The following is a 24675-nucleotide window of genomic DNA, read 5'->3' on the forward strand; positions in this document are numbered from 1 at the left end:
AAATATCGGCCTCTTGATTTCCGGATTTCGGAAATCAACTTGCAAACCGGACCAGATTGGTCTTATTTGCCGGCGTAGTCCGGGCTCCGGCCCGGCAGCCGGAATTTGCGAAGGGTTTGCAATATGTTGCGTCTGAGTCGTCTGGCCGATTACGGGGTCATGGTTATGGCCCACGTGGCTGCCGAACCGGCCGCGGTGCATAACGCCACGGATGCCGCGTCCGCCACCGGCCTGCCCGGACCCACGGTCGCCAAGATCATGGCCAAGCTGGCCAGGGCGGGTCTGCTGACCTCCCAGCGGGGCGCCAAGGGCGGCTATCGCCTGGCGGCGCCGCCGGAGGAAATCTCCGTGGCCGCGATCATCACCGCGCTGGACGGCCCGATCGCCCTGACCCAGTGCTCCGGCACCCATGCGCCGAGTGCCTGCAACCACGAGAATCTCTGTGTCTCGCGCCGGGGCATCAACCGGATCAACACCGCCATCCGCAGCGCGCTGGAAGGCGTGATGCTCGCCGAGCTGGCCCGGCCCTACGATTTCATCACCGGATTTCCGCCCCGGGCGGATGTCTCCGTTTCCAGCGCCTGAGTTCGAGAAGGACAGTCGCCCCATGGCTGCCAATGCCGAAACCATCGAAACCGTCCGCAATCTCGGCGGCGAATACAAATACGGCTTCGTCACCAACATCGAATCCGAGATTCTGCCCAAGGGGCTGAACGAGGATACGATCCGCTTCATCTCGGCCAAGAAGGGCGAGCCGCAGTGGATGCTCGACTGGCGGCTGAAGGCCTATCGCGCATGGCTGAAGATGGCCGAGAAGGGCGAGCCGACCTGGGCGAGGGTGCACTACCCGAAGATCGACTTCCAGGACATCCACTACTACGCCGCGCCGAAGAAGAAGGCGCTGAAGAGCATGGATGAGGTCGATCCGGAGCTGCTGAAGACCTACGAGAAGCTGGGCATTCCGCTGAAGGAACGCGCGGCTCTGGCCGGTGTCGCGGTGGACGCGGTGTTCGACAGCGTTTCGGTGGCGACCACCTTCAAGGAAAAACTCAGGGGCCTCGGCATCATTTTCTGCTCGATGTCGGAGGCGGTGCGCGAGCATTCCGATCTGGTGCAGAAGTATATCGGCTCGGTCGTCCCGATCACCGACAATTTCTATGCGACGCTGAATTCGGCGGTCTTCTCCGATGGCTCCTTCGTCTATATTCCGCCGGGCGTGCGCTGCCCGATGGAGCTCAGCACCTATTTCCGCATCAACGAGGCCAATACCGGCCAGTTCGAGCGGACACTGATCATCTGCGACAAGGGCGCCTACGTCTCCTATCTCGAAGGCTGCACCGCACCGATGCGCGACGAGAACCAGCTGCATGCCGCAGTCGTCGAACTGGTCGCGATGGAGGATGCCGAGATCCGTTATGCCACCGTGCAGAACTGGTATCCCGGCGACAAGGAAGGCCGCGGCGGCATCTACAATTTCGTCACCAAGCGTGGCGCCTGCCGTGGCGCCCGTTCCAAAATCTCGTGGACGCAGGTCGAGACCGGCTCGGCGATCACCTGGAAGTATCCCAGCGTGATCCTGCAGGGCGACGACAGCGTCGGCGAGTTCTACTCGGTGGCGGTGGCGAACAATGCGCAGCAGGCCGATACCGGCACCAAGATGATCCATCTGGGCAAGAACACGAAGTCGACCATCATTTCGAAGGGCATTTCGGCCGGCAGGGCGCAGAACACCTATCGCGGTCTGGTGCGGGTGATGCCGAACGCCAAGGGCGCGCGCAACTACTCGCAGTGCGACAGCCTGCTCATCGGCGATCGCTGCGGTGGCCATACGGTTCCCTACATCGAGGTGAAGAACCGCTCGGCCAAGGTGGAGCACGAGGCGACCACGTCGCGCATTTCCGACGACCAGCTGTTCTACTGCCGCTCGCGTGGCCTGTCGGGCGAGGATGCCGTTTCCACCATTGTCAACGGCTTCTGCAAGGAGGTGCTGCAGAAGCTGCCCATGGAATTTGCCGTCGAGGCCCAGAAGCTGCTGGGCGTGAGCCTTGAAGGCTCGGTCGGCTGATCACTCTTGAGGAAGATCCCCATGCTTGAGATCAAGAACCTGCATGCCACCGTCGACGGCAAGAAGATCCTGAACGGGATCGACCTGACGATCAAAGCCGGCGAGGTGCATGCCATCATGGGCCCGAACGGCTCGGGCAAGTCGACGCTGTCCTATGTGCTGGCCGGCCGCGAGGGTTATGAGGTCACCGAGGGAGACATCCTGTTCAAGGGCCGGAGCCTGCTCGGGTTGGAGCCGGAGGAGCGCGCCCGCGAGGGCATCTTCCTGGCCTTCCAGTATCCCGTCGAGATTCCGGGCGTGGCAAACGCGACCTTCCTGCGGTCGGCGGTGAATGCCGTGCGCAAGCACCGGGGCCTCGCCGACATGGACGCCATGACTTTCCTGAAGACGGCGAAGGCGAAGATGAAGGAGCTGCAGATGGACGAGAAGTTCCTGCAGCGCGCCGTCAACCAGGGCTTCTCCGGGGGCGAGAAGAAGCGCAACGAGGTGTTCCAGATGGCGATGCTGGAGCCGGTCATGGCAATCCTGGACGAAACCGATTCCGGCCTTGATATCGACGCGCTCCGCATCGTGGCCGAAGGTGTCAATGCGCTGCGCAGTCCGGAGCGTTCGGCGCTGGTCATCACCCATTACCAGCGGCTGCTCGAATACATCGTCCCCGATTTCGTTCATGTGCTGGCCGGCGGCCGCATCGTCAAATCGGGCGGCAAGGACCTGGCGCACGAGCTCGAGGCCAAGGGCTATGCCGACATCGTCGCGGATGCGGCCTGACGGAGCCCGCTTCATGTCCATTGCAACGCCCCTCATCGACAGCGTGACGGCCAGCTACCAGGCCGTCGCCGACAGCCTGCCCGGCGGACGGCAGGTCGAAGTCACGTCGCGGCGGCAGATGGCGCTGGATGCCTTCCGGCGCCACGGGCTGCCCGATCACAGGATCGAATCGTGGAAATTCACCAGCCTTACCGGTCTGGAGAAGCAGTCCTGGGGCATTCCCGCCAATGAGGGCGGGATCGATGCCGCGCTTCTGCAGGCGGTTTCGCTGGGCATCGAAACCTACCGGCTGGTTTTCGTGAATGGCCGGCTGGATCCGGCAGTTTCGAAGCTTGCCGGCCTGCCGGACGGCGTGGTGATCGAAGCGCTGTCGCAGAGCCAGGACGTCGCCGATGCGCTCGGCGACGTCGTCGAGGCCCGCGACACGGTGCTGGGTTCGCTGAATGCTGCCCTGGCGAGCGACGGCCTGGTGCTGCGCATTGCCGATGGCGTGGTGCTGGACAGGCCGGTCGAGATCGTCGCTTTCGGCGCGCCCGGCCTGGTCAACCTGCGCCATGCCCTGCATCTGGGCCACGGGGCCGAGGCCGTTCTGGTCGAGAGCTATCGCGACGGCGGCTTCGCGGAAAGCGGCTGGAACAACATCTTTGCCGGCATTCGTCTGCGGGTCGGCGCACGCCTGACCCACCTGCGGATCCAGGACGAGAATGCAAAGAGCTTCCATGCGGCGCTCGGGCGCGTGTCGGTCGGCGAAGGGGCTCGCTACCAGCATGTTTCGCTGCAGACGGGTGGCGCGGTGGCGCGGCACGAGCTGCATGTGGAGTTTGCCGGCAGCAGGGCGGAGGTCGATCTGCGGGGGCTGGTTCTGGCCCGCGGCACGGCCCATATCGATCATACCCTGCGGCTGCACCATGCGCAGCCCCACTGCAACAGCAACCAGCTGTTCAAGCATGTCGTCGATGATCGCGGCCATGCCGTGTTCCAGGGCGGCATCCGGGTTGCCCCGCACGCACAGAAAACCGATGCGCAGCAGCTCAGCCGCACCCTGCTGCTGGCCGACCGGGCGCAGATCGACACCAAGCCGGAACTCGAGATCCTGGCCGACGACGTGAAATGCAGCCACGGTGCCTCGATCGGCGATCTCGATTCGCAGCAGCTGTTCTACATGCGGGCGCGCGGCCTCGGGCAGGACGAGGCCCGGCGCCTGCTGCTCAGCGGTTTTGCCTATGAAATCGTCGAGGCCCTGCCCGAAGGCGCGCTGCGCGACTTCGCCGATGCCTTCGTCGAGGATCGGCTGAAGGGAGATGCTGCATGAGTGCCGTTCCCGCAATCAAGCCTGCCGTGGGCTTCGATGTCGAGCGCATCCGCGCCGATTTTCCGATCCTGGCCGAGAAGGTCCACGGCAAGCCGCTGGTCTTCCTGGACAGCGGTGCCAGCGCCCAGAAGCCGCGGGCCGTGATCGACGCCATGACGCGGATGTACGAGAAAACCTATGCCAACGTGCATCGCGGCATCTACCACCTGAGCCAGGCGGCCACGGACGAATTCGAGAAAGCCCGCGAGGCGGTCGCCCGCTTCATTGGCACACCCGACGGCCGCGAGATCGTCTTTACCCGCAATGCGACTGAAGCGATCAACCTGGTGGCCTACAGCTGGGGCACCCATTTCCTGAAACCCGGCGATGAGGTCCTGATCTCGCATCTCGAGCACCATGCCAATCTCGTTCCCTGGCAGCTTCTGCGCGATCGCCATGGCATCGTCCTGAAGGTGGCGCCGATCGATGATAGCGGCGCGCTGGACTGGGAGGAGTTCCTCAGACTGGCGGGCCCGAGGACGAAGCTGGTCGCCATGGCGCATGTCTCGAACACGCTGGGTACCGTGCTGCCGGTCGCCGATATCATCCGCGTGGCCCATGAGCGCGGCGCGAAGGTGCTGATCGACGGTAGCCAGGCCGTGCAGCATATGCCGGTCGATGTGAAGACGCTGGACGCCGATTTCTATGTCTTCACCGGGCACAAGCTGTATGGGCCGACCGGGATCGGCGTGCTTTATGCGAAGGCCGAGCTGCTGGAGGCCATGCCGCCCTGGCAGGGCGGCGGCGACATGATCCTGTCGGTGACCTTCGACAAGACCGAGTTCAACGACATTCCGCACAAATTCGAGGCCGGCACCCCCGCCTTTGTCGAGGCGGCGGGCCTGAGAGCGGCCATCGAGTATGTGGAAGGCATCGGGATCGACGCCATCGCCGCCCATGAGCACGATCTGCTCGCCTATGCGACGGAGCGGCTGAAGAGCATCAATTCGCTGCGGATTATCGGCGAGGCGGAGGGCAAGGCCGGCGTCATCTCTTTTGTGCTGGGCGGTATTCACCCGCATGATATCGGCACTATTCTGGACCGCGAGGGCATTGCGGTGCGGGTAGGCCAGCATTGCGCCCATCCGGTGATGGACCGCTTCGGCGTTCCCGCCACAGTGCGGGTGTCCTTCGGACTGTACAATACCCGGGCGGAGGTCGATGCGCTGTGCGCCGGGCTGCAGAGGGTGAGGGAGATCTTCGGCTGATGTCTGCTTCCAGCGAGGAAATGGCCAAGGCGGCCCCGAGCCCGGATGAGCTGCGTGACCAGGTGGTCGAGGCGCTGCGCACGGTTTTCGACCCGGAAATACCGGTTAACATTTACGAATTAGGCCTTATATACACTGTGGACGTGAACGAGGCCGGCGACGTCAAGATCGAGATGACGCTGACCTCGGCCAATTGCCCGGCGGCCCAGTCTCTGCCGGCTGAGGTTGAGTACAAGACCAAGCTGATCGATGGGGTCGGCGAGGTCACGGTTGATGTGGTATGGGATCCACCCTGGTCGCCGGAGCACATGTCGGAGACAGCCCGGCTTGAGCTGGGGTTGATGTGAGGATTTGCAGGCGATGGCTGTAACTGAAACCGCGGCGCCGCGACCGGTTTTCAAGCCGGTCACCCTGACCGAAGCGGCCGCCGCACGCGTGCGCGAACTGATGGCCAAGTCCGACAAGCCGGTGATCGGCCTGCGGATCGGAATCAAGACCAAGGGCTGCTCGGGCCTCGCCTACGACATCCAGTATGCCGAGGAGAAGGGCAAGTTCGACGAGGCCGTCGAGGATAAAGGCGTCACCGTCCTGATCGAGCCCAAGGCTCAGATGTTCATTTTCGGCACCGAAATCGACTGGGTGGAAGACAAGCTGCAGTCAGGCTTCGTCTTCCGCAACCCGAACGAAAAGGGCCGCTGCGGCTGCGGCGAGAGCTTCCACGTCTAGAGCGCCTCAGTCGCGCCGGCGATAGATCGAGTAACGCCCGACATCGATGACCTTGTCGTAATCCTCCAGCCGCTTGGCGAAGAGGGGATTGCGCGAGAAATAGTCCAGATAGTCGAAGGTTTCGCCCTGGCAGCGCGGGATCCCGGCGACATTGTCGACGATCAGCAGCGACGGCTTCCTCCGGTAGAAATCCTCCGCCACGCTGCGGAAGACGAAGGCTTCGGCTCGTTCCATGGTTTCGACCGGGTTGTACAGCGGCGCCATGTCCTCGCAATCGGCATAGGCCCCCTGCAGCAGCCACATGCTCTCGAACCGCATGGTCATTTCCAGGCCGAGGTAGTTGACCATCGGAAAATGCGGGTAGATGCCGGGCGAGAGGATCAGCACGCGATCGTCGCGTTTCTCCTGCCGCACGATCTGCATCAGGTTCTGCAGTTCCGACCCCTGGTATTCCAGCTGTTTGGCGAAGGGCCTGGAATGCAGGCCTTCCTGGTAGAACACCAGCAGCATCAGCGCGGCGGCGAACAGCTTCGCGGGCCGGTTGTCGCCGCGGCGCGGCCAGACGACATGATCCATGACATGGGCGATGATCACGCCGGCCAGCAGCAGGGTAAGCGCCTGCGCCGGCAGCGCGTGGTAGGGCCAGCCCTTGCGCTGGGCATAGGCCGAGAAAAGGCCGCCCAGCGCGGCCAGGAAAATGACGCGTGCGAGATGCGACCGTACGGCCAGAACGGCGACGCCAAGCAGGGGCAGGATGATCGTCGGCGGGCCGAGGTTGTCGCTGAGTACTAGATCGGTCCAGGGATACTGACTCACCTCGCTGTAGAAGGCGCGGGCGAGCGGCAGCACCACCGTGAAATATTCCGGCGTGACGATCACCGCGAAAAGCGCGTGGGCAACGCAGACGCCCAGCACCGACCAGGGTGCGGGGTCGGCGAGGCTGCGCCGCAGACCACGCTGGGACAGCACGTAGAGCTCGACGAACAGCGGGATGGCCAGGAAATAGGGCTTCATGGCGAAACCGAAGCCGGCCATCACGCCCGTCACGATTTTCAGCCGGGTGGTCAGATCCTCGCCGTCCGCCCGGCCGCTGGCGACCAGCAGGTAGGGCATCGTCAGCACCAGCATGATGTGTTCGCGCTGGGCGAACATCGCATTGGGATAGACGACCAGCAGAAAGAGCAGCAGCAGCGGCAGCAGGGCGTCCGCGGTGGCATGGGCGGGGTCGAGGCTTGCGGCGAGGACCCAGCGGCAGGTCAGGAAGGATCCGGCTATGGCGATGCCGAGAAGGGCAATCAGCACGGTGGTGCCGGGAATACCCGTCACCGCCGCAATCGATTCCGGCAGCAGGTGCAGGACGAAAACCAGAGGCAGGTTGATGTCGATGGCATCGACATAAAGCTGGCCACCGTTCAGCCAGACCTTGGCGATGTAGAGCAGCACGGCCGTGTCATGGTTAATCGGCGGCAGGAAATAGCCTGCGATCCACGCCATGCAGACCGCCATGACCAGCCAGTGCAGCAGGCGCGGCCAGTCGCGCCCGGCCGGCCGGACGGTATCAGGGGTAGGCGGGGGCTGACTCATGATGGGCATTTCCAGACTGGCGGATGCTAGGGCGGAGTTGGTAAACCATTCCCTTCACACTGGAACGGGCCGGGTCCATGGAGCGGGTCGAATACCACCGGATGGCGACGCTGGAGGATACCATGTGGTGGTATCGAGCGCTCCATGCCGGACTGATCGACCGGCTGAACCGCTGCAATCTGTCCTCCGGCGCCCCCGTACTCGATGCGGGGTGCGGTACCGGCGGGCTGCTGGCCCGATTGTCCCGGGCGCGTCCCGACCTAGTGCTGGCCGGGCTCGAATACGATGCCGAAGCCGCCAGGCTGGCGCAGGCGAAAACGGGCCTGCCCGTTACCGTCGGATCGGTCAATGCCATGCCCTACGGGGATGGCAGCTTTCAGGCGATCGTCAGCGCCGATGTGCTTTGTCATGCCGGCGTACGGGAGACCGCAGCGCTGGCTGAGTTTCGCCGCTGCCTGCGACCCGGAGGCCGGCTGCTGCTCAACCTGCCGGCGTATCAGTGGATGGCTTCGGCCCATGACGAGCATGTTCACAATGTCAGGCGGTATACGGCCGGCGGCGCCCGGGACATGCTCGCGGCCGCCGGCTTCACCGGTGTCAGAACCGGCTATTGGAACAGCCTGCCGTTTCCGTTAATGCTGCTGCACCGGCTGTTGGCCGGGCGGGGCCAGGCAGGCAGCGACGTACGCCCCTTTCCGGCCTGGCAGGATCGTCTGTTTTTTTCCGTTACTGCAGTCGAGCGGCGCCTGTTCGGTCGCGGCGCCGGGCTACCCTTCGGAGGATCGGTCTGGGTATGGGCCAGCAAGCCGTGAGCGCAGCGGGGATGATCGACACGCCACCGGCGCCGGCTTTCGCGCTGTCCGTCGTCGTGCCGGTCTACAATGGCGCGACGAGCGTGCCTGTACTTGTCGAAGCCCTGAGCCGGCTGGAAGTGCCGGGCGGGCTTGAGATCGTGCTCGTCAACGATTGCAGTCCGGACAATTCGCTGGAGGTCTGCCGCGAGCTCTGTCGCCGCAACGAGGTGGCGCTGACCGTGGTGAATCTCGCCCGGAATTTCGGCGAGCACAACGCGGTGATGGCCGGCCTGGCCCATGCGCGCGGCGCCTATATCATCAACATGGACGACGATCTGCAGAACCCGCCGGAGGAGGTGGTGCGGCTCTGGCGCCATGCCCGCGATAACGATTACGACGTCGTCTACACCTATTACGCCGACAAGCAGCATGCGGCCTGGCGCAATCTGGGCAGCCGTTTCACCAACTGGTGCGCCGATTTCCTGCTGGACAAGCCGAAGGGGCTTTATCTCTCCAGCTTCCGCTGCATGAGCGCCTTCACCGCACGGCAGGTGCTAGCCCATACCGGGCCGTTTCCCTACGTCGACGGCCTGATCATGCAGGTGACGCAGAGGATCGGCCGCCTGCAGGTCGAACATCTGCCGCGGGCCGAGGGGCGCAGCAACTACACGTTCCGCCGTCTGGTGCGGCTGTTCATGTCGATGTTCCTGAACTTCTCGGTGATGCCGCTGCGCATCGGCACGCTCACCGGTTTCGTGATGGCCGCGCTGGGTCTGCTGGCTTTCCTGGTCATCCTGATCGAAGCCGTGAGCGGGGGCACGCCGCCCGGCTATGCCTCGGTGATGGCAGCGGTGCTGCTGCTGGCGGGCGTGCAGCTGATCATGCTGGGACTGGTCGGCGAGTATCTCGGCCGCCTGTTCCTGACGGTGAACAAGAAGCCGCAATTCGTCGTCCGCGACGTGGAACGGAACGAACGCGCACGGATGCCCGGAGGCAATCCATGACCTGGTTCTATGTGGCCCTGGCCGCCGGCATCCTCCTCGGCGTGGTGGGGCAGATGCTGCTGAAATCCGGCGCGAGCGGCGAAACCCTGCTGCAGCAGTTCCTGTCGCCGTATTCGATCATCGGGCTGGCGCTCTATGTCGGCGCCGCCTTCTTCTACATGCTCGCCCTGCGCAGGATCCCGGTCTCGGTGGCCTTTCCGAGCGTGTCGCTGTCCTATGTGCTGGTGGCGCTGCTCGCCTACTGGCTCTACGGTGAGGCCCTTACGCTCCCGAAAATCGCCGGCATTGCGCTGGTCTGTGCCGGCGTCGTGCTGATCTCGCGTTCGGCCTGAAGCTTCAGCCCCAGGCCTGCCGCACCGCCGCGATCACCGCATTCACTTGGGCGTCTTCCAGCTGCGGGAACATCGGCAGACTGAGCACGCTTCCTGCCGCCCGCTCGGTATGCGGCAGTCCACCCGAGGCAAGCGTGACGCGCCCCTTATAAGCCGGCTGGAGGTGAACCGGCACCGGATAATGTACCAGGGTGGCGACGCCGCGGTCCTTCAGTCCGGTCTGCAAGGCATCGCGGCGATCGCCGGCATCGATCACGTACTGGTGCCAGACCGGACTGGCCCCGACGCGGATCTTGGGCAGCCGCAATCCATCAATGCCGGACAGCCCCGTGGTGTAGCGCACGGCAATCGCCTGCCGGCGTGCGATGTCAGCGTCCAGCCGCGTCAGCTTCACCCGCAGGATGGCGGCCTGCAGCGGGTCCAGCCGGCTGTTCATGCCGGCAATGGCGCTGACATAACGCTCGCGCCAGCCGTATTCGCGGATCTCCCGCATGGCACGGGCAAGATCTTCGTCGTCGGTGGTAATCACCCCGCCATCGCCGATGGCGCCGAGATTCTTCGTCGGATAGAGGCTGTAGGCGGCAATCCGCCCCCAGCGCCCCACCATCTTGCCGTCCAGCCTTGCGCCATGAGCCTGCGAATTGTCTTCCAGAACCGCCAGGCCATGCCGGTCGGCAATGGCCATGATCTCCGGCATGGCCGCCGGCTGGCCGTAAAGGTGGACGGGGATGATCGCCTTCGGCCGCGGCGTTCCGGCCGGCCACTGCTTCAGCAGGGCGTCGAGCTGCGCCGGGTCCATGGTCCAGCAGCCATCGACATCCACGAGGACGGGCGTGGCGCCGGTGAGCTCGATGGCGGCAACGGTGGCAACCGCCGTATGGGAGACCGTGATCACGGAATCCCCTGATCCGACGCCCAGCGCACGCAGGGCGACGATCAGCGCATCGGTGCCGCTGGCGACCGCGATTCCGTGGCGCGCGCCGGCGAAGGCCGCGAATTCGCGCTCGAAGGCGGCCACTTCCTCGCCCTGGATATACCAGCCGCTGTCGAGGACGCGGCGGATCGCCGCATCGATCTCGTCGCGCTGGGCCAGATAGGCCGCTTTGGGGTTGGTCTGCGGGATCATTCTCGGCTCAGATGTAGTGCGCCGCATGGGCGCGATAGAAGGCAACGGTTCTGGCCAAGCCGTCAGCGAGGCCCGTTTTTGCCTGCCAGCCGGTCAGCTTCCGGAAGGCGCTGTCATCGGCGACATAATCCCCGATATCGATCTTCTTTCGCTCGGCAGGAAATTCCCGGATATCGAAACCACCGGTGCCGGCCGTCCGGACCAGCAGTTCGGCCAGTTCGCGCAGGGTGATCGGCGGGCACCCGCCGATATTGTAGGCCTGCCCGATCGTGGCATCGCATTCGGCGGCCGCCAGCAGGGCATCGACCAGGTCCTCGACATAAGTGAAGTCGCGCTTCTGCTCGCCGCCCCAGACCTCGAAGCGGGTGTTCTCGATGACATGGCGGATCCAGATGCCCAAAAAAGTCTGTTTGGCATCGCGGATACGCATGCGCGGTCCGAAGACATTGGTGAGGCGGAGGGCTGTGGTGCGCAGTCCGTACACGCGGGCGAAGAGAAGGTGGTAGGATTCCGCGGCGTATTTGTGGATGCCGTTGATGTCGGGTGCCGCGATAGGGTGCGCCTCGTCGACCGGCAGATAGCGTGGCGGACCGTAGAACTGTCGTGTCGAGCTGAAGATGACGCGGGCGCCGGGATTGCTGCGGCGGATCAGTTCCAGGAGCGAGAGGTTGGACAGCTGGTTGATGCGCAGGTCCTCGAGCGGCTCCTGCATGGAATCCATGTGCGAAGTCTGGCCGGCGAGATTGAAGATCACCGAAGCGGCCTCCACCGCGGGAGCCACGGATTCCTCGGTCCCCATATCGGCCTCGACCACCCGGATGTCACCTCTGGTGCCGTGAAGATTGTGCCGGTTGGCACCGTAGCGGCTGAGCATGCAGTCGATCACGGTGACTGCGGCGCCCAGTCCGGCCAGCCGCAGGGCCAGGTTGGATCCGATGAAACCCATCCCGCCGGTGATGACCACCGGGACGTTACGCCATTCCATCCTGTCCTCAATTGGGCTCGTGCCGGGTGCAGACGGGCGGATTATGCCCGCCGGAGCCGGCTGTGTCAGCGGTCGGCCTTGCCGGTCCTCATCGCGCAGGGCAGAGTGGCGGCATGAGAATCGGTGCCTTCATCCGCCATGGCGCATCCCTGCTGGCCTTGCCGCTGCTGACTGCCTGCGGCAGCCTCGGCGGGGAACCCTACTATCTGGGGCGCTGGCTGCCCGATGATTCCGGCAAGATGGAAATCCCCGTCCGGGTGCCGCTGAAGGACCCGCAGACGGGGCGGCCCTATCTCTCGGTGTGCTACAACAAGCTGCTGCATGACGCCGAGAAGGTGAGGGCGCTGGTGCGGGAAAACTGCAGCGATCCGCAACTGGTTTACAACCGGAGCGACCTGTATGCCTGCTCGCTGACGGCCCCGATCCGCGCGACTTACAGCTGCAGCGGGCTGAGCCGCGCCGCCTCGGAGGCACGCCCGAACCTGCGCCGGGATGAAGGCTACACCGGCGAGATCGGCCTGTACTGATCGCGCTCAGACGGCGATGCGCAGGCCGCTTTCACGGTCGAAGAGATGCGCCGAAGCCATGTCCACCACGAGGCCGGGATGCGAGGCGTCGTGGTAGCCGGCGTTGCTCGGCACGCGGGCGACCAGCTCCTCGCCGGCGATGCGGCCATGCAGCAGCGTGTCGGCGCCCAGCTCCTCGGCGACATCGACTTCCAGGACCACATGCGGCTGCTCGCCCTCGCGGGCCAGCTGCAGGTGTTCGGGTCGGATGCCGAGCTGGTACTCGCCCTCGGGCACGTTCCAGCCGGCAGGCAGGGGCAGGGCGGTGCCGTCAGCCAGCACCGCCTGAGCAGAGCCGGCTGAGCCGGCGACGCGGCAGTTCAGGAAATTCATCGCCGGCGAACCGATGAAGCCGCCGACATAGGTAGTGGCCGGGCGGCTGTAGACCTCGTGCGGTGCGCCGATCTGATCGGCCCGGCCGAGATTCATCACCACCAGACGATCCGCCAGGGTCATCGCCTCGACCTGGTCGTGGGTGACATAGATCGAGGTGACGCCGAGCTGCTGGTGCAGGCGCTTGATCTCCAGGCGCATCTGGACGCGCAGCTTGGCATCGAGATTGCTAAGCGGCTCGTCGAACAGGAAGACGCTGGGTTCGCGCACGATGGCGCGGCCCATGGCGACGCGCTGGCGTTGGCCGCCGGACAGCTCGCGGGGCTTGCGCTGCAGATAGGGCTGGAGCTGGAGAATCTCGGCGGCGCGCTGCACGCGCTTCTCGATGTCATCCTTGCTCATGCCGCGGATGCGCAGGCCGTAGGACATGTTCTGGTACACGCTCATATGCGGATAGAGCGCGTAATTCTGGAACACCATCGCGATATCCCGATCGGCCGGCTCGATGTCGTTCACCACACGGTCGCCGATCGAGATCGTGCCTTCGGTGATGACTTCCAGGCCGGCAATCATGCGCAGCAGGGTCGACTTGCCACAGCCTGACGGGCCGACGATGACGATGAACTCGCCATCGCGGATCTCCATGTCGATGCCGTGAATGGCCTTGACCTGGCCGTAGCTCTTCTTCACGCCTTTCAGCGTCACCTTCGCCATGTCGGGCGCTCACTTTTCCGTTTCAACAAGACCTTTGACGAACCAGCGCTGCATCAGCACGACGACGAGCACCGGCGGCAGCAGCGCAAGAAACGCCATTCCCATGATCAGCGGCCATTCTTCGTAGGCATCGGGCGCGCGCATGAGGCGGCCGATGGCCAGCACGATGGTCTGGTATTCCGGCGCCGCAGCGATCAGCAGCGGCCAGAGATACTGGTTCCAGCCGTAGATGAATTGGATCACGAACATAGCGGCGATGCTGGTGCGGCTCAGGGGCACCAGCACGTCCCAGAAGAAACGCATCGGGCCGGCGCCGTCGATCCGGGCCGCCTCGACCAACTCGTCCGGCACCGTCATGAAGAACTGGCGGAACAGGAAGGTGGCGGTGGCTGATGCGATCAGCGGCAGCACCAGGCCGGTATAGGTGTCGAGCATGCCGAGATCGGCCACGACCTTGTAGGTCGGGATGATGCGCACCTCGACCGGCAGCATCAGCGTGATGAAGATCATCCAGAAGAAGAAATTCTTCAGCGGGAAGCGGAAATAGACGATCGCAAAGGCCGAGAGCAGCGAGATGATGATTTTGCCGACCGCGATCGCCATCGCCATGATCAGGCTGTTCGACATCAGCGTCAGCGCCGAGGTGCCGCGGCCGACGCCGACGATCTGCGGTCCCTCCATCAGGGCGCGGGCGACGTTGGTGAAGAACTCCGCGCCGGGCAGCAGCGGCATCGGCACCTGGGAGATGCCCTGGATGGTATGGGACGCGGCAATGATCGCGAGATAGATCGGGAAGGCGACGATGATGATCGTCACGATCAGCAACAGGTGGCCGACGGCATCGGCGACGGGGCGGCGCTCGATCATCAGTAATGGACCTTACGCTCGATGTAGCGGAACTGGACGACCGTCAGGGCTATGACGATGACCATGAGGATGACCGACTGGGCCGACGAGCCACCCAGGTCCTGCGCTTCGAAGCCGTCGTACCAGACCTTGTAGACGAGGATTTCGGTTGCCTTGGCCGGCCCGCCGCGGGTCAGCGAGTGGATGACGCCGAAGGTCTCGAAGAAGGCGTAAACGACGTTGACGACGATCAGGAAGAACAGCGTCGGCGACAGCAGCGGCAGGACGATTGTCCAGAAGCGCCGTATCGGGCCGGCGCCGTCAATGGCGGCCGCTTCGACCAGCGATTTCGGGATCGACTGCAGACCGGCGAGGAAGAACAGGAAATTGTAGGAGATCTGTTTCCAGGTGGCGGCGATGACGACGACCAGCATCGCCTGCCCGCCGTTGAGATGGAAATTCCAGTCGATGCCCATCTGCTTCAGCAGGTAGGCCAGAATGCCGGGGCCGGGCAGAAAAACAAAGCCCCACAGGGCGCCCGCCACGGCGGGGGCCACCGCGTAGGGCCAGATCAGCAGGGTCTTGTAAAGCGTAGTGCCGCGGATCAGGCGGTCGGCGGTGACCGCCAGGAGCAGCGAAAGGCTCAGGCCGATGGTCGTGACCAGGAAGCTGAACAGCGCGGTCACCCGGAAGGAATTGAGGTAATACTCGTCCTCAAGCAGTGCGACGAAATTGTCGAGCCCCACGAAATGGCTGGTGATGCCGAAGGCGTCCTCGCGGAGCACCGACTGCACGATTGCCTGGCTGGCCGGCCAGAAAAAGAAAATGATGGTGATCGCGATCTGCGGCGCGACCAGCATGTAGGGCAGGAACTTGTTCTGAAAGACGACTCGTTTTTCCATTGCGGGCCATAGAAAAAGCCCGCGCCTTACAAAGTCAAGGCGCGGGCTTCCCTCAGATTTGCCTCAAGCCGTCACGAACGCTTGTTGTCGCGTTCGAACTGGCGGAGCAGACGGTTGCCGCGTTCCACCGCGGTATCCAGCGCTTCCTTGGGCGACTTCTTGCCCGCCCAGACCGCCTCGAGCTCCTCGTCCATCACGTCGCGGATCTGGACGAAATTGCCGAGCCGGAGACCCTTCGAATTGTTCGTCGGAGGGTTCAGCATCATCTGGCGCACCGAGGTGTCGGTACCCGGATTGGCGGCGTAGAAACCCTGGTTCTTCGTGGTTTCATAGGCCATCGGGGTGATCGGCAGGTAGCCGCTCTTGGTGTGCCAGAAGACCTGGTTCTCGGTCGCCGCCAGGTAGTCGAAGAACTGGGCAACGCCCTTGTACTCGATCGGCTTGTGGCGAGCCATGACCCAGAGCGAGGCACCGCCGATGATCGAGTTCTGCGGCGCACCCTTCACGTCGGAGTAATAGGGCAGCATGGCGATGCCCCACTTGAACTTGTTCTTGGCGAACGAGGCGTAGCCGGCCGAGCTCTCCATCAGGATAGCGCATTCGCCCGAGACGAACTTCGAGGTCGACTCGTTCTTGCGGCCGCCATAGGCCATCAGGCCTTCCTTCGCCCAGTTGGCGAGGTTGGTGATGTGGCGGACATGGAGCGGGCTGTTGAACTTCAGTTCGGCGTCAAGGCCATCCATGCCGTTCGACTTGGTGGCGAACGGAACGTTATGCAGTGCCGAGAAATTCTCCAGCTGCACCCAGGTCTGCCAGTTGGAGATGAAGGGGCAGGTGCTGCCCGAAGCTTTCAGCTTCTTCAGCGCCGGCTCGAATTCCTGCCAGGTTTTCGGCGGATTGTTCGGATCAAGGCCGGCCTTCTCGAAGGCGTCCTTGTTGTAATACATCACCGGCGTCGAGGAGTTGAACGGATAGGACAGCATCTTGCCGTCCGACGTGCTGTAGTAACCCGTCACCGAGGAGATGTAGGAACCGGGGTCGAACTTGTAGCCGTTCTCCTGCATCAGCTGGTGGACCGGCTTGATCGCGGCGCGCGAGGCCATCATCGTGCCGGTGCCGACCTCGAAGACCTGCAGGATGTGCGGGGCCTTGCCGGCGCGGAACGCGGCCATCGCGGCAGTCATCGCTTCGGGATAGTTACCCTTGTTGGTGGCGATGACGGTGTATTTGTCCTGGCCCTTGTTGAAGCCGGCAACGAGTTCGTTCAGCAGCTCGCCACGGGCACCGCCCATTGCGTGCCACCAATGGATTTCGATGCGTTCCTGCGCCACGGCTCCGCCGGCGCCGGCGACGATGGCCGTGCCAGCAAGCAGCGCGAACGCCGCACGGGCAAGTTTCCCTGTCGATTTCATATTGCTGTCTCCGATGCTAAAAAATCCACCCGAGTCGGGAGAGGCTTTTTTATGTTTGGTTCGACGACACTCGCGGGTCAGTCGTGTTACAGTTATATGACAGGGACGCGGCCTTGACCAAGTCTTATCCGGTCGAAATCGCCGCCGACAGCTTAACGGTCGACGGCCAATCCTTCCCGTTTCAGGTAAAGCGCGATTCGCGCGCGCGGCGTATGTTGCTGCGTGTCAGGCCGCGCGACGGCGCGGTCGTCCTTGTGCTGCCGGTCCGTGCGAGTCTGAAGTCCGGACAGCAGTTTGTCACAGAGCAGGCGGGCTGGATCATGGCCCGTCAGAGTGAGCGGCCGGCCCTGCAGGTCTGGGAAGACGGCGCAATACTGCCGCTCTATGGTGCGCCGCACAAAATCCGCCACCGTCCGGAAGCCCGCGGGGGTGTCTGGACGGAAGGGCGGGAAATCCACGTCACCGGACAACGCGAGCATCTGCCCCGGCGGCTGCGCGACTGGCTGAAGCGCCGGGCGCGCGAGGAATTCGGAGCGGCGGCCCGCGAAATGGCGGCACAAATCGGCGTGACAGTACGGCGCATCACCGTGCGCGATACGCAGAGTCGCTGGGGCAGCTGCTCAGCCCACGGCAACCTGTCTTTTTCCTGGCGGCTCCTGCTCGCTCCCCCGTCCGTAGGCCGGTATCTCGTCGCTCATGAAGTGGCGCATCTGCGTCACATGGACCACAGCCAGGCATTCTGGACGCTCTGCGCGGAACTGCTCGGCGGTGAGGCCCAGCTACGCGCTGCCCGCAACTGGCTGCGCCGTCATGGTGCCGCACTGCACCTGCATGGTTAACGGTTTAGTTTTTCCAGCAGCCATTCGCTTAGGCGGCGCAGCAGGCCCGGATCGACATCACCCTCGATGCCGGGGTCCGAGTTATTCTGGAGCGGCTTCAGATTGTGGCTGGTGCGCGTCAGCATCAGCAGGGCGTGGTCGCCAGCGGATCGTCTCTCCAGGGCCCGGCTGAGCGCCAGGGCGTCTTTCTCGGGTGAAATCTGCTGATCGGAATCACCCTGCAGCAGCAGGACCGGCATCGTGACATTGCCGGCAAGTGTCGCCGGATCGAGCTGCATCACGGCTTGCCAGAAGGGGCCGATATAGAAGGGATACAGGGCGGCGAGACCGGGCGGCACATCGTTCGGCACCTTGCCTGTCTCGCGGATCGTCTTCGAGATGCGGTCGTTGGCTGCGAGGAAGAAGCGGCGTTGCGCGGGTGTCGCCCGCTGCTCTCCGAGCAGGCGCTCAAGCTGATCGCGCAGCACGTCATTGAGCGGACGTCCGGGCGTCGCGGCCAGGACCAGTGCCGCCGGCGCTTCGTCAGCCTTCAGACGGCTGGCCAGATCCAGGGCAATCAGGCCGCCTTCGGAATGGCCCAGCAATGCGATCCGGTGGTCGTCGACGACATCCTGGTCTTTCAGAAATGTGTATGCGGCGAAAGCATCGGCGATGAAACGATCCCAGCCGAAGAAGGCGGCATAATCACTTTGCGCCGCCGGTCGTCCCGCCGCATTGGCATGCATGCCGCGCTTGTCGAAGCGCAGTGTCGCCATGCCCTGGCTGGTCAATTCCTCGGCGATCTGGCGCAGCAGATCCGTGCGCAGCGGCAACTGGTTACCGTCGCGATCCGTCGGCCCGCTGCCCTGCAGCAGCAGGACGCCAGGCACTCCGGCGGTGATGTTGACGGGCAGCGTCAGCGTACCGGCCAGTGTGGTCCCGTCGCTGCTGGTGAAGCTTACCTGCTGGTTGATGATCTGCTCTTCCGCGGCATGGCCGTTCCCGCCGATGCCGGCAAGCAGCATCAGCGCGAACAGCGCCTGCATGAATCTCAACCCCCGCATTTCTACCGGTTTACCGGCTGTGGCCCGGTTTGCCAATTCATCCGTGTTCCGCCGCCGGCGACCGGAGGCTCGGAAATCTGTGCCACGGGTGGCTGCGGTGGGGGCGGCGGTTCGGCGCTGCGTGCCGATGCGCCGGCCGAGCCGCCGCCGAACTGTCGGACGATGCGATCCCAGAGGGAGGGCAGGGTAACCATACGCGCCGGCGGTTCCGGCAATGCTCTGACCGGCTTGCCCTTGAGGGCGTCCATCATGAATGCGCGCCAGGCCTGCGCCGGCACGCCGCTGCCGGTGACCTTCTTCATGGCGCTGTTATCGTCGTTGCCGACCCAGACCGAAGCGATGAGATCGGGGGTATAGCCGACAAACCAGGCATCGCGGTAATCCGAGGTCGTGCCGGTCTTGCCGGCAGCCGGACGGCCTATGCGTGCGGCACGACCGGTGCCCTGCTCCATGACGGCGCTCAGCATGCCGTTCATGTCGCCTAGTATCTCGGGCGGAAGCATATGGGCGTAGGCGCCGCCGGACTTGCGCCGGAAGAGCAGATTGTTATGCGTGTCGCGGATCTCCAGCACGCCATAAGGCTGCACGGCATAACCGCCATTGGCAAAGGCGGCATAGGCGGCGGTGAGTTCGAGCACGCCGACCTCGAAGGCGCCCAGCGCAAGCGAGGGATGTGGCTTCAGATTGCTGGTGATGCCGAGCAGGCGCGCCACTTCGATCACCTTGTCGCGTCCGAGGCGTTCGCTGAGCTGCACGGCAATGGTGTTGATCGACCGCGCCAGCGAATCCCGCAGCGACATCGCACCGGCGAACTGACCGTCGAAATTGCGCGGACGCCAGTCTCCGACGCTGATCGGTCCATCCACCACGGTGTCGTCAGGCGTCATGCCGCTTTCCAGCGCGGCGATGTAGACGAAAGGCTTGAAGGCTGAGCCGGGCTGTCGCCGCGCCTGCGTGGCACGGTTGAACGGACTGTCGAGATAGTCGCGGCCGCCGACCATGGCGCGCACGGCGCCGTCCGGCGCCAGTGCCACCAGGGCGGCCTGATCGATGTTGAGCTTTTCGCCATTCCGTTCGAGGGCCGCTTCGATGGAATGCTCTGCGCTGCCCTGCAGGCGCGAGTCGAGCGTGGTGTAGACGATGAGATCGGGATGATCGCGTCCGACCAACTGGTAGACCTCCTCGATGGCCCAGTCGGTGAAGTAGCGGGCATTGGGCAGCGGCACGCGGGAGCGCGCCAGCTGCGCCGGCCGCGCGATGGCGGCGTCTGCCGCCTGCGGCGTGATATAGCCCGCCTCCACCATGTTGCGCAGCACCTCGGCGGCGCGGGTTTGTGCCGACTTGATGTTGCCCGTCGGCGCAAGCCGCGACGGCGCCTTCAGCAGGCCCACCAGCATCGCCGACTCCGCCAGGGTCAGTTTCGCCGCCGGCTTGTCGAAATAGCGCTGCGCGGCAGCTTCCACGCCATAGGCGCCGGCGCCGAAATAGACCCGGTTGAGATACATCTCCAGGATCTGGTCCTTGGTGAAGTTGCTCTCCAGCCGGAAAGCGAGCAGAAGTTCCTGCACCTTGCGCTTCAGCGTGCGGTCGCTTTCGAGGAAGACGTTTTTCGCCAGCTGCTGGGTAATCGTCGAGCCGCCCTGCACGACACGGCCGGCGCGCAGGTTGGTATAGGCCGCGCGGGCCAGCCCGATCAGGTCGAGACCGAAATGCTGGTAGAAGCGGCGGTCCTCGGTTCCCAGCAGCGCCTTGGGCAGGTGGTCGGGCAGGACCCGGAGCGACTGGTGTTCGCCGTAGAGGTCGCCATAGGTCGCCAGCACCATGCCGTCGGCCGCCTTCACGGTGATCGAGCTGCGTCGTTCGATGATGTAGAGATCGCCGAAATCCGGCAGGTCATAGGCATACCAAGCCAGCACCCCGCCGACGACAACGGTTCCCCAGATGCCCACCACCAGGGCGAAACGGGCCAGCCGTCCCAGCCATCCCCGACGGCGGGGCTTGCGTCCCCGGCCGGAGCTCTTTTTTCCGGCGGGCTTTTGCGGGGAGGAACGAGGCGATCGGGCCATAAAGCAGTTAACTCAGACGGTTGGCGGTCCGGCAGGCAGGCCGGAGTCGGTCGGTCGCCGTCGCAGGGCCGCGGTGTGGCAGCGGATTATGTCCTGTTTAGGGCGACGAGGGTTGACGCTGAGTGAATGCATTATGTTATATAATAACCTCATTTCTCGGAGTGCTCATGCACGAGCATCACGCCCATGCCACCTTCCGCCTGCCGGTTGCGGTCCTCGCCGCCAGCCTCTGGCTGCGCATCGCCGCGCTGCTGCCGGTAATCGCGCTGCTCTGGGCGGCCATCGTCTGGGCCCTGGGGGAGCCATGACCCTGCAGGCTATCCGCGCCGGCGGAATCCGGCTCGACGACGTCACCGTGGCCTATCACCGCCATCCAGCGGTGCATCATGTCTCCGGGTCTTTCGAGCCCGGTTCGCTGACCGCGATCGTCGGCCCGAACGGCGCCGGCAAGTCGACCCTGCTCAAGGCCATCGTCGGCCAGCTGCCGACCGCCGACGGCGCCATCGAGCGCGGGGCACTGAAACCCCGCGACATCGCCTATCTCCCCCAGCAGGCAAGCCTCGACCGCGCCTACCCCATCTCCGTGCTCGAACTGGTTCTGCTCGGTCACTGGCAGCGGGTCGGCGCTTTCGGCGGTATCGGCCAGAGGGGAATCCGGGCTGCCCGCGAGGCCCTGGAGGCGGTCGGCCTTTCCGGCTTCGAGGACCGGCCGCTGGGCAGCCTCTCGGTCGGCCAGGCGCAGCGCGCCCTGTTCGCCCGCGTGCTGGTGCAGGATGCACCCGTGATCCTGCTGGACGAGCCTTTCAACGCACTTGATGCCCGCACTGTGAGCGACCTGCTGGCGCTGCTGCGGCGCTGGCACGGCGAGAAGCGCACGGTGATTGCCGTGCTGCATGACTTCGAGCTGGTGCGCCAGCATTTTCCCGATGCGCTCTATCTGGCGCGGCGGCTGATCGCCTGGGGACGGGTGGAGCAGGTGCTGACCCCGGAGAACCAGCTGGCGGCCCGCCGCATGGCGGAGTCCTGGGACGAGCACGCCCCCGTCTGTCAGACCGGGCACGCCGCCTGAACGGCGGCCAACTGCGATTGACTGGACCCATATGAGCGCCGCTGTCGAGTTCCTGTTCGGCCCGTTCGCGGACTTTGCCTTCATGCGCCGCGCGCTGGTGGCGAGCATCGCGCTGGCACTGGGCAGCGCCCCGATCGGCGTCGTGCTGATGCTGCGCCGCATGAGCCTGTTCGGCGAGGCCATGAGCCACGCCATCCTGCCGGGCGCCGCCATCGGATTCCTCGTGGCCGGATTTTCGCTGCCGGCGATCAGCATTGGCGGCGTAATCGCCGGGCTGGTGGTCGCCATCGCGGCAGGCGCGGCGACGCGCGCCACCGACCAGCGCGAGGATGCCAGCTTCGCCGCCTTCTACCTGATCGCGCTGGCGCTTGGCGTGACCCTGATCTCGACCCGCGGCTCGGCGGTCGATGTCATGCACATCCTGTTCGGTTCGGTACTGGCGGTGAACGAGGATGCCCTGCTGCTCATGGGCGGTGTGGCCAGTATCAGTCTGCTGGTCTTTGCCGCGATCTACCGGCCGCTGCTGGCTGACGGCTTCGATCCCGATTTCCTGCGCAGCGTGCAGGGCAGCGGCCTGCTGTATCACTTCATCTTTCTGGGACTTGTCGTGGTCAATCTCGTCGCGGCCTTTCAGGCGCTGGGCAGCCTGATGGCAGTCGGTCTGATGATGCTGCCGGCCGCGGCGGTACGCCACTGGACGCAGTCACTGGTCGCCGCAGTCGGCCTGGCGATCCTGATCGCGGCTTTTTCCGGCTACTGCGGCCTGCTGCTCTCGTTCCATGCCGACCTGCCTTCGGGTCCTGCCATCGTCCTGTTTGCCGGCGGGGCCTATCTGGTCTCACTGGTGCTCGGAAAATACGGCCTCATCCTGCATTGGCAGCGCCGGCGCCATCTCGAGGCCTGAGACATGCGCCTGCTCGGCATCGTCCTCTCCGTTCTGCTGTTCTGCCAGCCGGCGAGCGCGCAGGAGAAGCTGAAGGTCATCGCAAGCTTTTCGGTGCTGGCCGATATCGTAGGCCAGATCGGCGGCGAGCGCGTGGCAGTGCGCACGCTGGTTCCGGCCATGGGCGATGCACATGTATTCCAGCCCTCGCCATCCGACGCCCGCGCCGTGGCGGGTGCGGATCTGCTGGTCTCCAACGGGCTGAATTTCGAAACTTGGCTCGACCGGCTGATCGCGGCATCGGGCTACAAAGGGCACCGCGTCGTTGCCGCCGAGGGCATCCGGCCACGCAGGATGGCCCGCCATCGCCATGACCATGGCGGCGGACACGACGACGATGCCGGCGCGGTGGAGGATCCGCATGTCTGGCAGGACCTGCAACGCATGCCGGCCTACATCGCGAATATTGCCGAGGGGCTTGCGGCGGCAGACCCTCCCCATGCGGAGCATTATCGCGCCCGTGGCCGGGCATACATTGACGAACTGCGCATGCTCGATGCCTGGGCGGAGGCGCAATTAGCCGCCGTACCGGAGGTCCGGCGCAGGGCGATCACCCAGCATGACGCCTTCGGCTATCTGGCCGACCGTTACGGCATCACTTTTTATACCGCCCAGGGAATGACGACGGAGGCCGAAGCCTCGGCGGGCGGGATTGCCGAGCTCCTGCGCCAGATCAGGCGCAACCGCGTGCGGGCAATTTTTCTGGAAAGCGGACTGAACCAGAGGCTGATCGAGCAGGTCGCGAAGGATGCCGGGGCGAAAGTCGGTGGCCGGTTGTATTCCGATACGCTGTCGCCGCCCGGCGGCGAGGCCGACAGCTACATCAGAATGTATCGACTAAATATTACCCGCCTGGCAGAGGCGATGCGCCTGGACTGACGGGTGGTTCCGCCAGGGGGCGGAACGGGCTTGATATGGGTCAATGCGGCGCCGACCCGCCTCGGTGATCCTGTGCCACCGACCACAGTTCAGGCTGCCGCGATGTCGCTCTACAGGGTCACTCCGACGAACCGGGAACTCTTCTTTGGTGAAGACGAAATCATCGTCAGCAAGACCGACGAGAAGGGGCGCATCCTTTACGCCAATGACGTGTTCGTGCGTGTGTCGGGCTATTCGGAAAATGAACTGGTCGGTGCACCGCACAGCATCCTGCGCCATCCCGACATGCCCCGCTGCGTGTTCTGGCTCCTGTGGGAGACCATTGCCAATGGTGAGGAGATTTTCGCTTATGTGAAGAACATGGCGAAGACGGGCGACTTTTACTGGGTCTTCGCCCATGTCACGCCCAGCTATGACGAGAATGGCAGGATCAGCGGGTATCACTCAAACCGCCGGGCACCGACGCGGGAAGCGGTGAACAAGGCTGACGCGCTGTACGGGCAGCTTCTGGCCGTGGAAAACCAGCACGAGGATCGCAAGCAGGGCATGCATGCGGGCATTGCGATGATGCTCGACCTTCTGAAGCAGAACAACGTCACTTACGGCGAGTTTGTTTTCTCGCTCTGAACCGCGCGGAAATGAAAAACCGGCCGCGGATACCGCGGCCGGTTTCTGTGTCGGACCTGTCCTAAAGCGCGTCTTCGTCGGTCTCGCCGGTACGGATGCGCAGGGCCCTCTCGAGATCGAGCACGAAGATCTTGCCATCGCCGATCTGACCGGTTTTGGCAGCAGCCTGGATCGCCTCCACCACGCGGTCAGCCAGCGCCGATTTCACCGCCACCTCGATTTTCACCTTGGGCAGGAAGCTCACCGCATATTCCGCCCCGCGATAGATCTCCGTATGTCCCTTCTGCCGGCCGAACCCCTTGACCTCGGTGACGGTCAGGCCCTCGACGCCGAGGCTTGTCAGCGCCTCGCGCACCTCGTCCAGCTTGAACGGCTTGATGACTGCCATGACCAGTTTCATGCGTGCACTCCTCAGACGTTATTGGCCGTGTACAGGACTGGTGCCCGAACGGCGCGTTGTCGCCAACCCAGTAGCTCACCGATCCCTTCA

The 24675-nt window shown here is 64.3% G+C and carries 27 protein-coding genes; 17 read left to right on the plus strand and 10 right to left on the minus strand.

Annotated features, from left to right (window positions below):
• Positions 1 to 123 precede the first annotated feature (123 nt).
• From VKZ87_RS12010 to VKZ87_RS12040, 7 genes are read left to right on the plus strand one after another with little or no spacing between them, the layout of a single operon-like run.
• Positions 124 to 585, plus strand: coding sequence for an SUF system Fe-S cluster assembly regulator (locus VKZ87_RS12010; RefSeq protein WP_324221495.1), 462 nt, complete (start codon positions 124 to 126; stop codon positions 583 to 585).
• Between the two features lie 22 nt (positions 586 to 607).
• Positions 608 to 2065 (plus strand): Fe-S cluster assembly protein SufB, encoded by a 1458-nt coding sequence (gene sufB / locus VKZ87_RS12015; RefSeq protein WP_324221496.1) that lies wholly within the window; start codon positions 608 to 610, stop codon positions 2063 to 2065.
• A 21-nt stretch (positions 2066 to 2086) separates the two neighbouring features.
• Positions 2087 to 2836, plus strand: coding sequence for a Fe-S cluster assembly ATPase SufC (gene sufC, locus VKZ87_RS12020; protein WP_324221497.1), 750 nt, complete (start codon positions 2087 to 2089; stop codon positions 2834 to 2836).
• A 13-nt stretch (positions 2837 to 2849) separates the two neighbouring features.
• Positions 2850 to 4148, plus strand: coding sequence for a Fe-S cluster assembly protein SufD (gene sufD, locus VKZ87_RS12025; RefSeq protein ID WP_324221498.1), 1299 nt, complete (start codon positions 2850 to 2852; stop codon positions 4146 to 4148).
• A complete protein-coding gene (locus tag VKZ87_RS12030) occupies positions 4145 to 5395 on the plus strand; it encodes a cysteine desulfurase (RefSeq protein WP_324221499.1) in 1251 nt (416 codons plus the stop codon). The genes sufD and VKZ87_RS12030 overlap by 4 nt, the downstream gene beginning before the upstream one ends.
• A 20-nt stretch (positions 5396 to 5415) precedes the next feature.
• Positions 5416 to 5742 (plus strand): SUF system Fe-S cluster assembly protein, encoded by a 327-nt coding sequence (locus VKZ87_RS12035; RefSeq protein ID WP_414655650.1) that lies wholly within the window; start codon positions 5416 to 5418, stop codon positions 5740 to 5742.
• 13 nt (positions 5743 to 5755) lie between these two features.
• Complete coding sequence (locus VKZ87_RS12040) at positions 5756 to 6121, plus strand: iron-sulfur cluster assembly accessory protein (protein ID WP_324221501.1); 366 nt, start codon at positions 5756 to 5758, stop codon at positions 6119 to 6121.
• A 6-nt stretch (positions 6122 to 6127) separates the two neighbouring features.
• Here VKZ87_RS12040 and VKZ87_RS12045 read toward each other — a convergent pair whose 3' ends face one another.
• The gene (locus VKZ87_RS12045; RefSeq protein ID WP_324221502.1) at positions 6128 to 7705 is read right to left on the minus strand and encodes a hypothetical protein; all 1578 of its coding nucleotides are present in this window, start codon (positions 7703 to 7705) and stop codon (positions 6128 to 6130) included.
• A gap of 77 nt (positions 7706 to 7782) precedes the next feature.
• Here VKZ87_RS12045 and VKZ87_RS12050 point away from each other — a divergent pair, with 77 nt between their 5' ends.
• The 3 genes from VKZ87_RS12050 to VKZ87_RS12060 are packed head-to-tail and all read left to right on the plus strand — an operon-like array spanning position 7783 to position 9835.
• Positions 7783 to 8517, plus strand: coding sequence for a class I SAM-dependent methyltransferase (locus VKZ87_RS12050; RefSeq protein WP_324221503.1), 735 nt, complete (start codon positions 7783 to 7785; stop codon positions 8515 to 8517).
• On the plus strand, positions 8499 to 9503 hold the full coding sequence (locus VKZ87_RS12055; protein WP_324221504.1) for a glycosyltransferase family 2 protein: 1005 nt from the start codon (positions 8499 to 8501) through the stop codon (positions 9501 to 9503). Before VKZ87_RS12050 ends, VKZ87_RS12055 begins: the two co-directional genes overlap by 19 nt.
• Positions 9500 to 9835: a DMT family transporter gene (locus VKZ87_RS12060; protein WP_324221505.1), complete on the plus strand. Its 336-nt coding sequence runs from the start codon at positions 9500 to 9502 to the stop codon at positions 9833 to 9835. Before VKZ87_RS12055 ends, VKZ87_RS12060 begins: the two co-directional genes overlap by 4 nt.
• Before the next feature lie 4 nt (positions 9836 to 9839).
• Here the strand turns inward: VKZ87_RS12060 and VKZ87_RS12065 are convergent, their stop codons facing one another.
• Positions 9840 to 10961 (minus strand): DegT/DnrJ/EryC1/StrS family aminotransferase, encoded by a 1122-nt coding sequence (locus VKZ87_RS12065; RefSeq protein WP_324221506.1) that lies wholly within the window; start codon positions 10959 to 10961, stop codon positions 9840 to 9842.
• Between the two features lie 7 nt (positions 10962 to 10968).
• Positions 10969 to 11946: an NAD-dependent epimerase/dehydratase family protein gene (locus VKZ87_RS12070; RefSeq protein ID WP_324221507.1), complete on the minus strand. Its 978-nt coding sequence runs from the start codon at positions 11944 to 11946 to the stop codon at positions 10969 to 10971.
• 113 nt (positions 11947 to 12059) lie between these two features.
• Here VKZ87_RS12070 and VKZ87_RS12075 point away from each other — a divergent pair, with 113 nt between their 5' ends.
• Positions 12060 to 12473 (plus strand): hypothetical protein, encoded by a 414-nt coding sequence (locus VKZ87_RS12075; protein WP_324221508.1) that lies wholly within the window; start codon positions 12060 to 12062, stop codon positions 12471 to 12473.
• A gap of 6 nt (positions 12474 to 12479) precedes the next feature.
• Here VKZ87_RS12075 and VKZ87_RS12080 read toward each other — a convergent pair whose 3' ends face one another.
• From VKZ87_RS12080 to ugpB, 4 genes are all read right to left on the minus strand, one after another.
• Complete coding sequence (locus VKZ87_RS12080; protein ID WP_324221509.1) at positions 12480 to 13559, minus strand: sn-glycerol-3-phosphate import ATP-binding protein UgpC; 1080 nt, start codon at positions 13557 to 13559, stop codon at positions 12480 to 12482.
• A 9-nt stretch (positions 13560 to 13568) separates the two neighbouring features.
• The gene (ugpE, locus tag VKZ87_RS12085) at positions 13569 to 14426 is read right to left on the minus strand and encodes a sn-glycerol-3-phosphate ABC transporter permease UgpE (RefSeq protein WP_324221510.1); all 858 of its coding nucleotides are present in this window, start codon (positions 14424 to 14426) and stop codon (positions 13569 to 13571) included.
• Positions 14426 to 15307 carry a sn-glycerol-3-phosphate ABC transporter permease UgpA gene (ugpA, locus tag VKZ87_RS12090; protein WP_324221511.1) on the minus strand — a complete coding sequence of 294 codons (882 nt, stop codon included), beginning with the start codon at positions 15305 to 15307 and terminating at the stop codon, positions 14426 to 14428. The genes ugpE and ugpA overlap by 1 nt, the downstream gene beginning before the upstream one ends.
• A gap of 71 nt (positions 15308 to 15378) precedes the next feature.
• Complete coding sequence (ugpB, locus tag VKZ87_RS12095; RefSeq protein ID WP_324221512.1) at positions 15379 to 16719, minus strand: sn-glycerol-3-phosphate ABC transporter substrate-binding protein UgpB; 1341 nt, start codon at positions 16717 to 16719, stop codon at positions 15379 to 15381.
• Positions 16720 to 16832: 113 nt separating this feature from the next.
• Here ugpB and VKZ87_RS12100 point away from each other — a divergent pair, with 113 nt between their 5' ends.
• Complete coding sequence (locus VKZ87_RS12100; RefSeq protein ID WP_324221513.1) at positions 16833 to 17558, plus strand: SprT family zinc-dependent metalloprotease; 726 nt, start codon at positions 16833 to 16835, stop codon at positions 17556 to 17558.
• Here the strand turns inward: VKZ87_RS12100 and VKZ87_RS12105 are convergent.
• The gene (locus VKZ87_RS12105) at positions 17555 to 18583 is read right to left on the minus strand and encodes an alpha/beta hydrolase family protein (RefSeq protein ID WP_324221514.1); all 1029 of its coding nucleotides are present in this window, start codon (positions 18581 to 18583) and stop codon (positions 17555 to 17557) included. The two genes, VKZ87_RS12100 and VKZ87_RS12105, sit on opposite strands and share 4 nt — an antisense overlap.
• A 20-nt stretch (positions 18584 to 18603) precedes the next feature.
• Positions 18604 to 20553 (minus strand): penicillin-binding protein 1A, encoded by a 1950-nt coding sequence (locus VKZ87_RS12110; protein WP_324221515.1) that lies wholly within the window; start codon positions 20551 to 20553, stop codon positions 18604 to 18606.
• A gap of 281 nt (positions 20554 to 20834) precedes the next feature.
• Here VKZ87_RS12110 and VKZ87_RS12115 point away from each other — a divergent pair, with 281 nt between their 5' ends.
• The 5 genes from VKZ87_RS12115 to VKZ87_RS12135 all read left to right on the plus strand — a co-directional run bounded on the left by VKZ87_RS12115 (position 20835) and on the right by VKZ87_RS12135 (position 24185).
• Positions 20835 to 20975 (plus strand): hypothetical protein, encoded by a 141-nt coding sequence (locus VKZ87_RS12115; protein WP_324221516.1) that lies wholly within the window; start codon positions 20835 to 20837, stop codon positions 20973 to 20975.
• Positions 20972 to 21736 carry an ABC transporter ATP-binding protein gene (locus VKZ87_RS12120; protein ID WP_324221517.1) on the plus strand — a complete coding sequence of 255 codons (765 nt, stop codon included), beginning with the start codon at positions 20972 to 20974 and terminating at the stop codon, positions 21734 to 21736. The genes VKZ87_RS12115 and VKZ87_RS12120 overlap by 4 nt, the downstream gene beginning before the upstream one ends.
• 31 nt (positions 21737 to 21767) lie before the next feature.
• Positions 21768 to 22640, plus strand: coding sequence for a metal ABC transporter permease (locus VKZ87_RS12125; protein ID WP_324221518.1), 873 nt, complete (start codon positions 21768 to 21770; stop codon positions 22638 to 22640).
• 3 nt (positions 22641 to 22643) lie between these two features.
• A complete protein-coding gene (locus VKZ87_RS12130) occupies positions 22644 to 23558 on the plus strand; it encodes a metal ABC transporter solute-binding protein, Zn/Mn family (protein WP_324221519.1) in 915 nt (304 codons plus the stop codon).
• Between the two features lie 102 nt (positions 23559 to 23660).
• Positions 23661 to 24185, plus strand: a complete 525-nt coding sequence (locus VKZ87_RS12135; protein WP_324221520.1) for a PAS domain-containing protein — start codon at positions 23661 to 23663, stop codon at positions 24183 to 24185.
• Positions 24186 to 24246: 61 nt separating this feature from the next.
• Here VKZ87_RS12135 and VKZ87_RS12140 read toward each other — a convergent pair whose 3' ends face one another.
• Positions 24247 to 24585 carry a P-II family nitrogen regulator gene (locus tag VKZ87_RS12140; protein WP_324221521.1) on the minus strand — a complete coding sequence of 113 codons (339 nt, stop codon included), beginning with the start codon at positions 24583 to 24585 and terminating at the stop codon, positions 24247 to 24249.
• Positions 24586 to 24675 lie beyond the last annotated feature (90 nt).

Origin of the sequence: Ferrovibrio sp. (assembly GCF_035304305.1) — a bacterium.
Classification (GTDB): Bacteria; Pseudomonadota; Alphaproteobacteria; order Ferrovibrionales; family Ferrovibrionaceae; genus Ferrovibrio.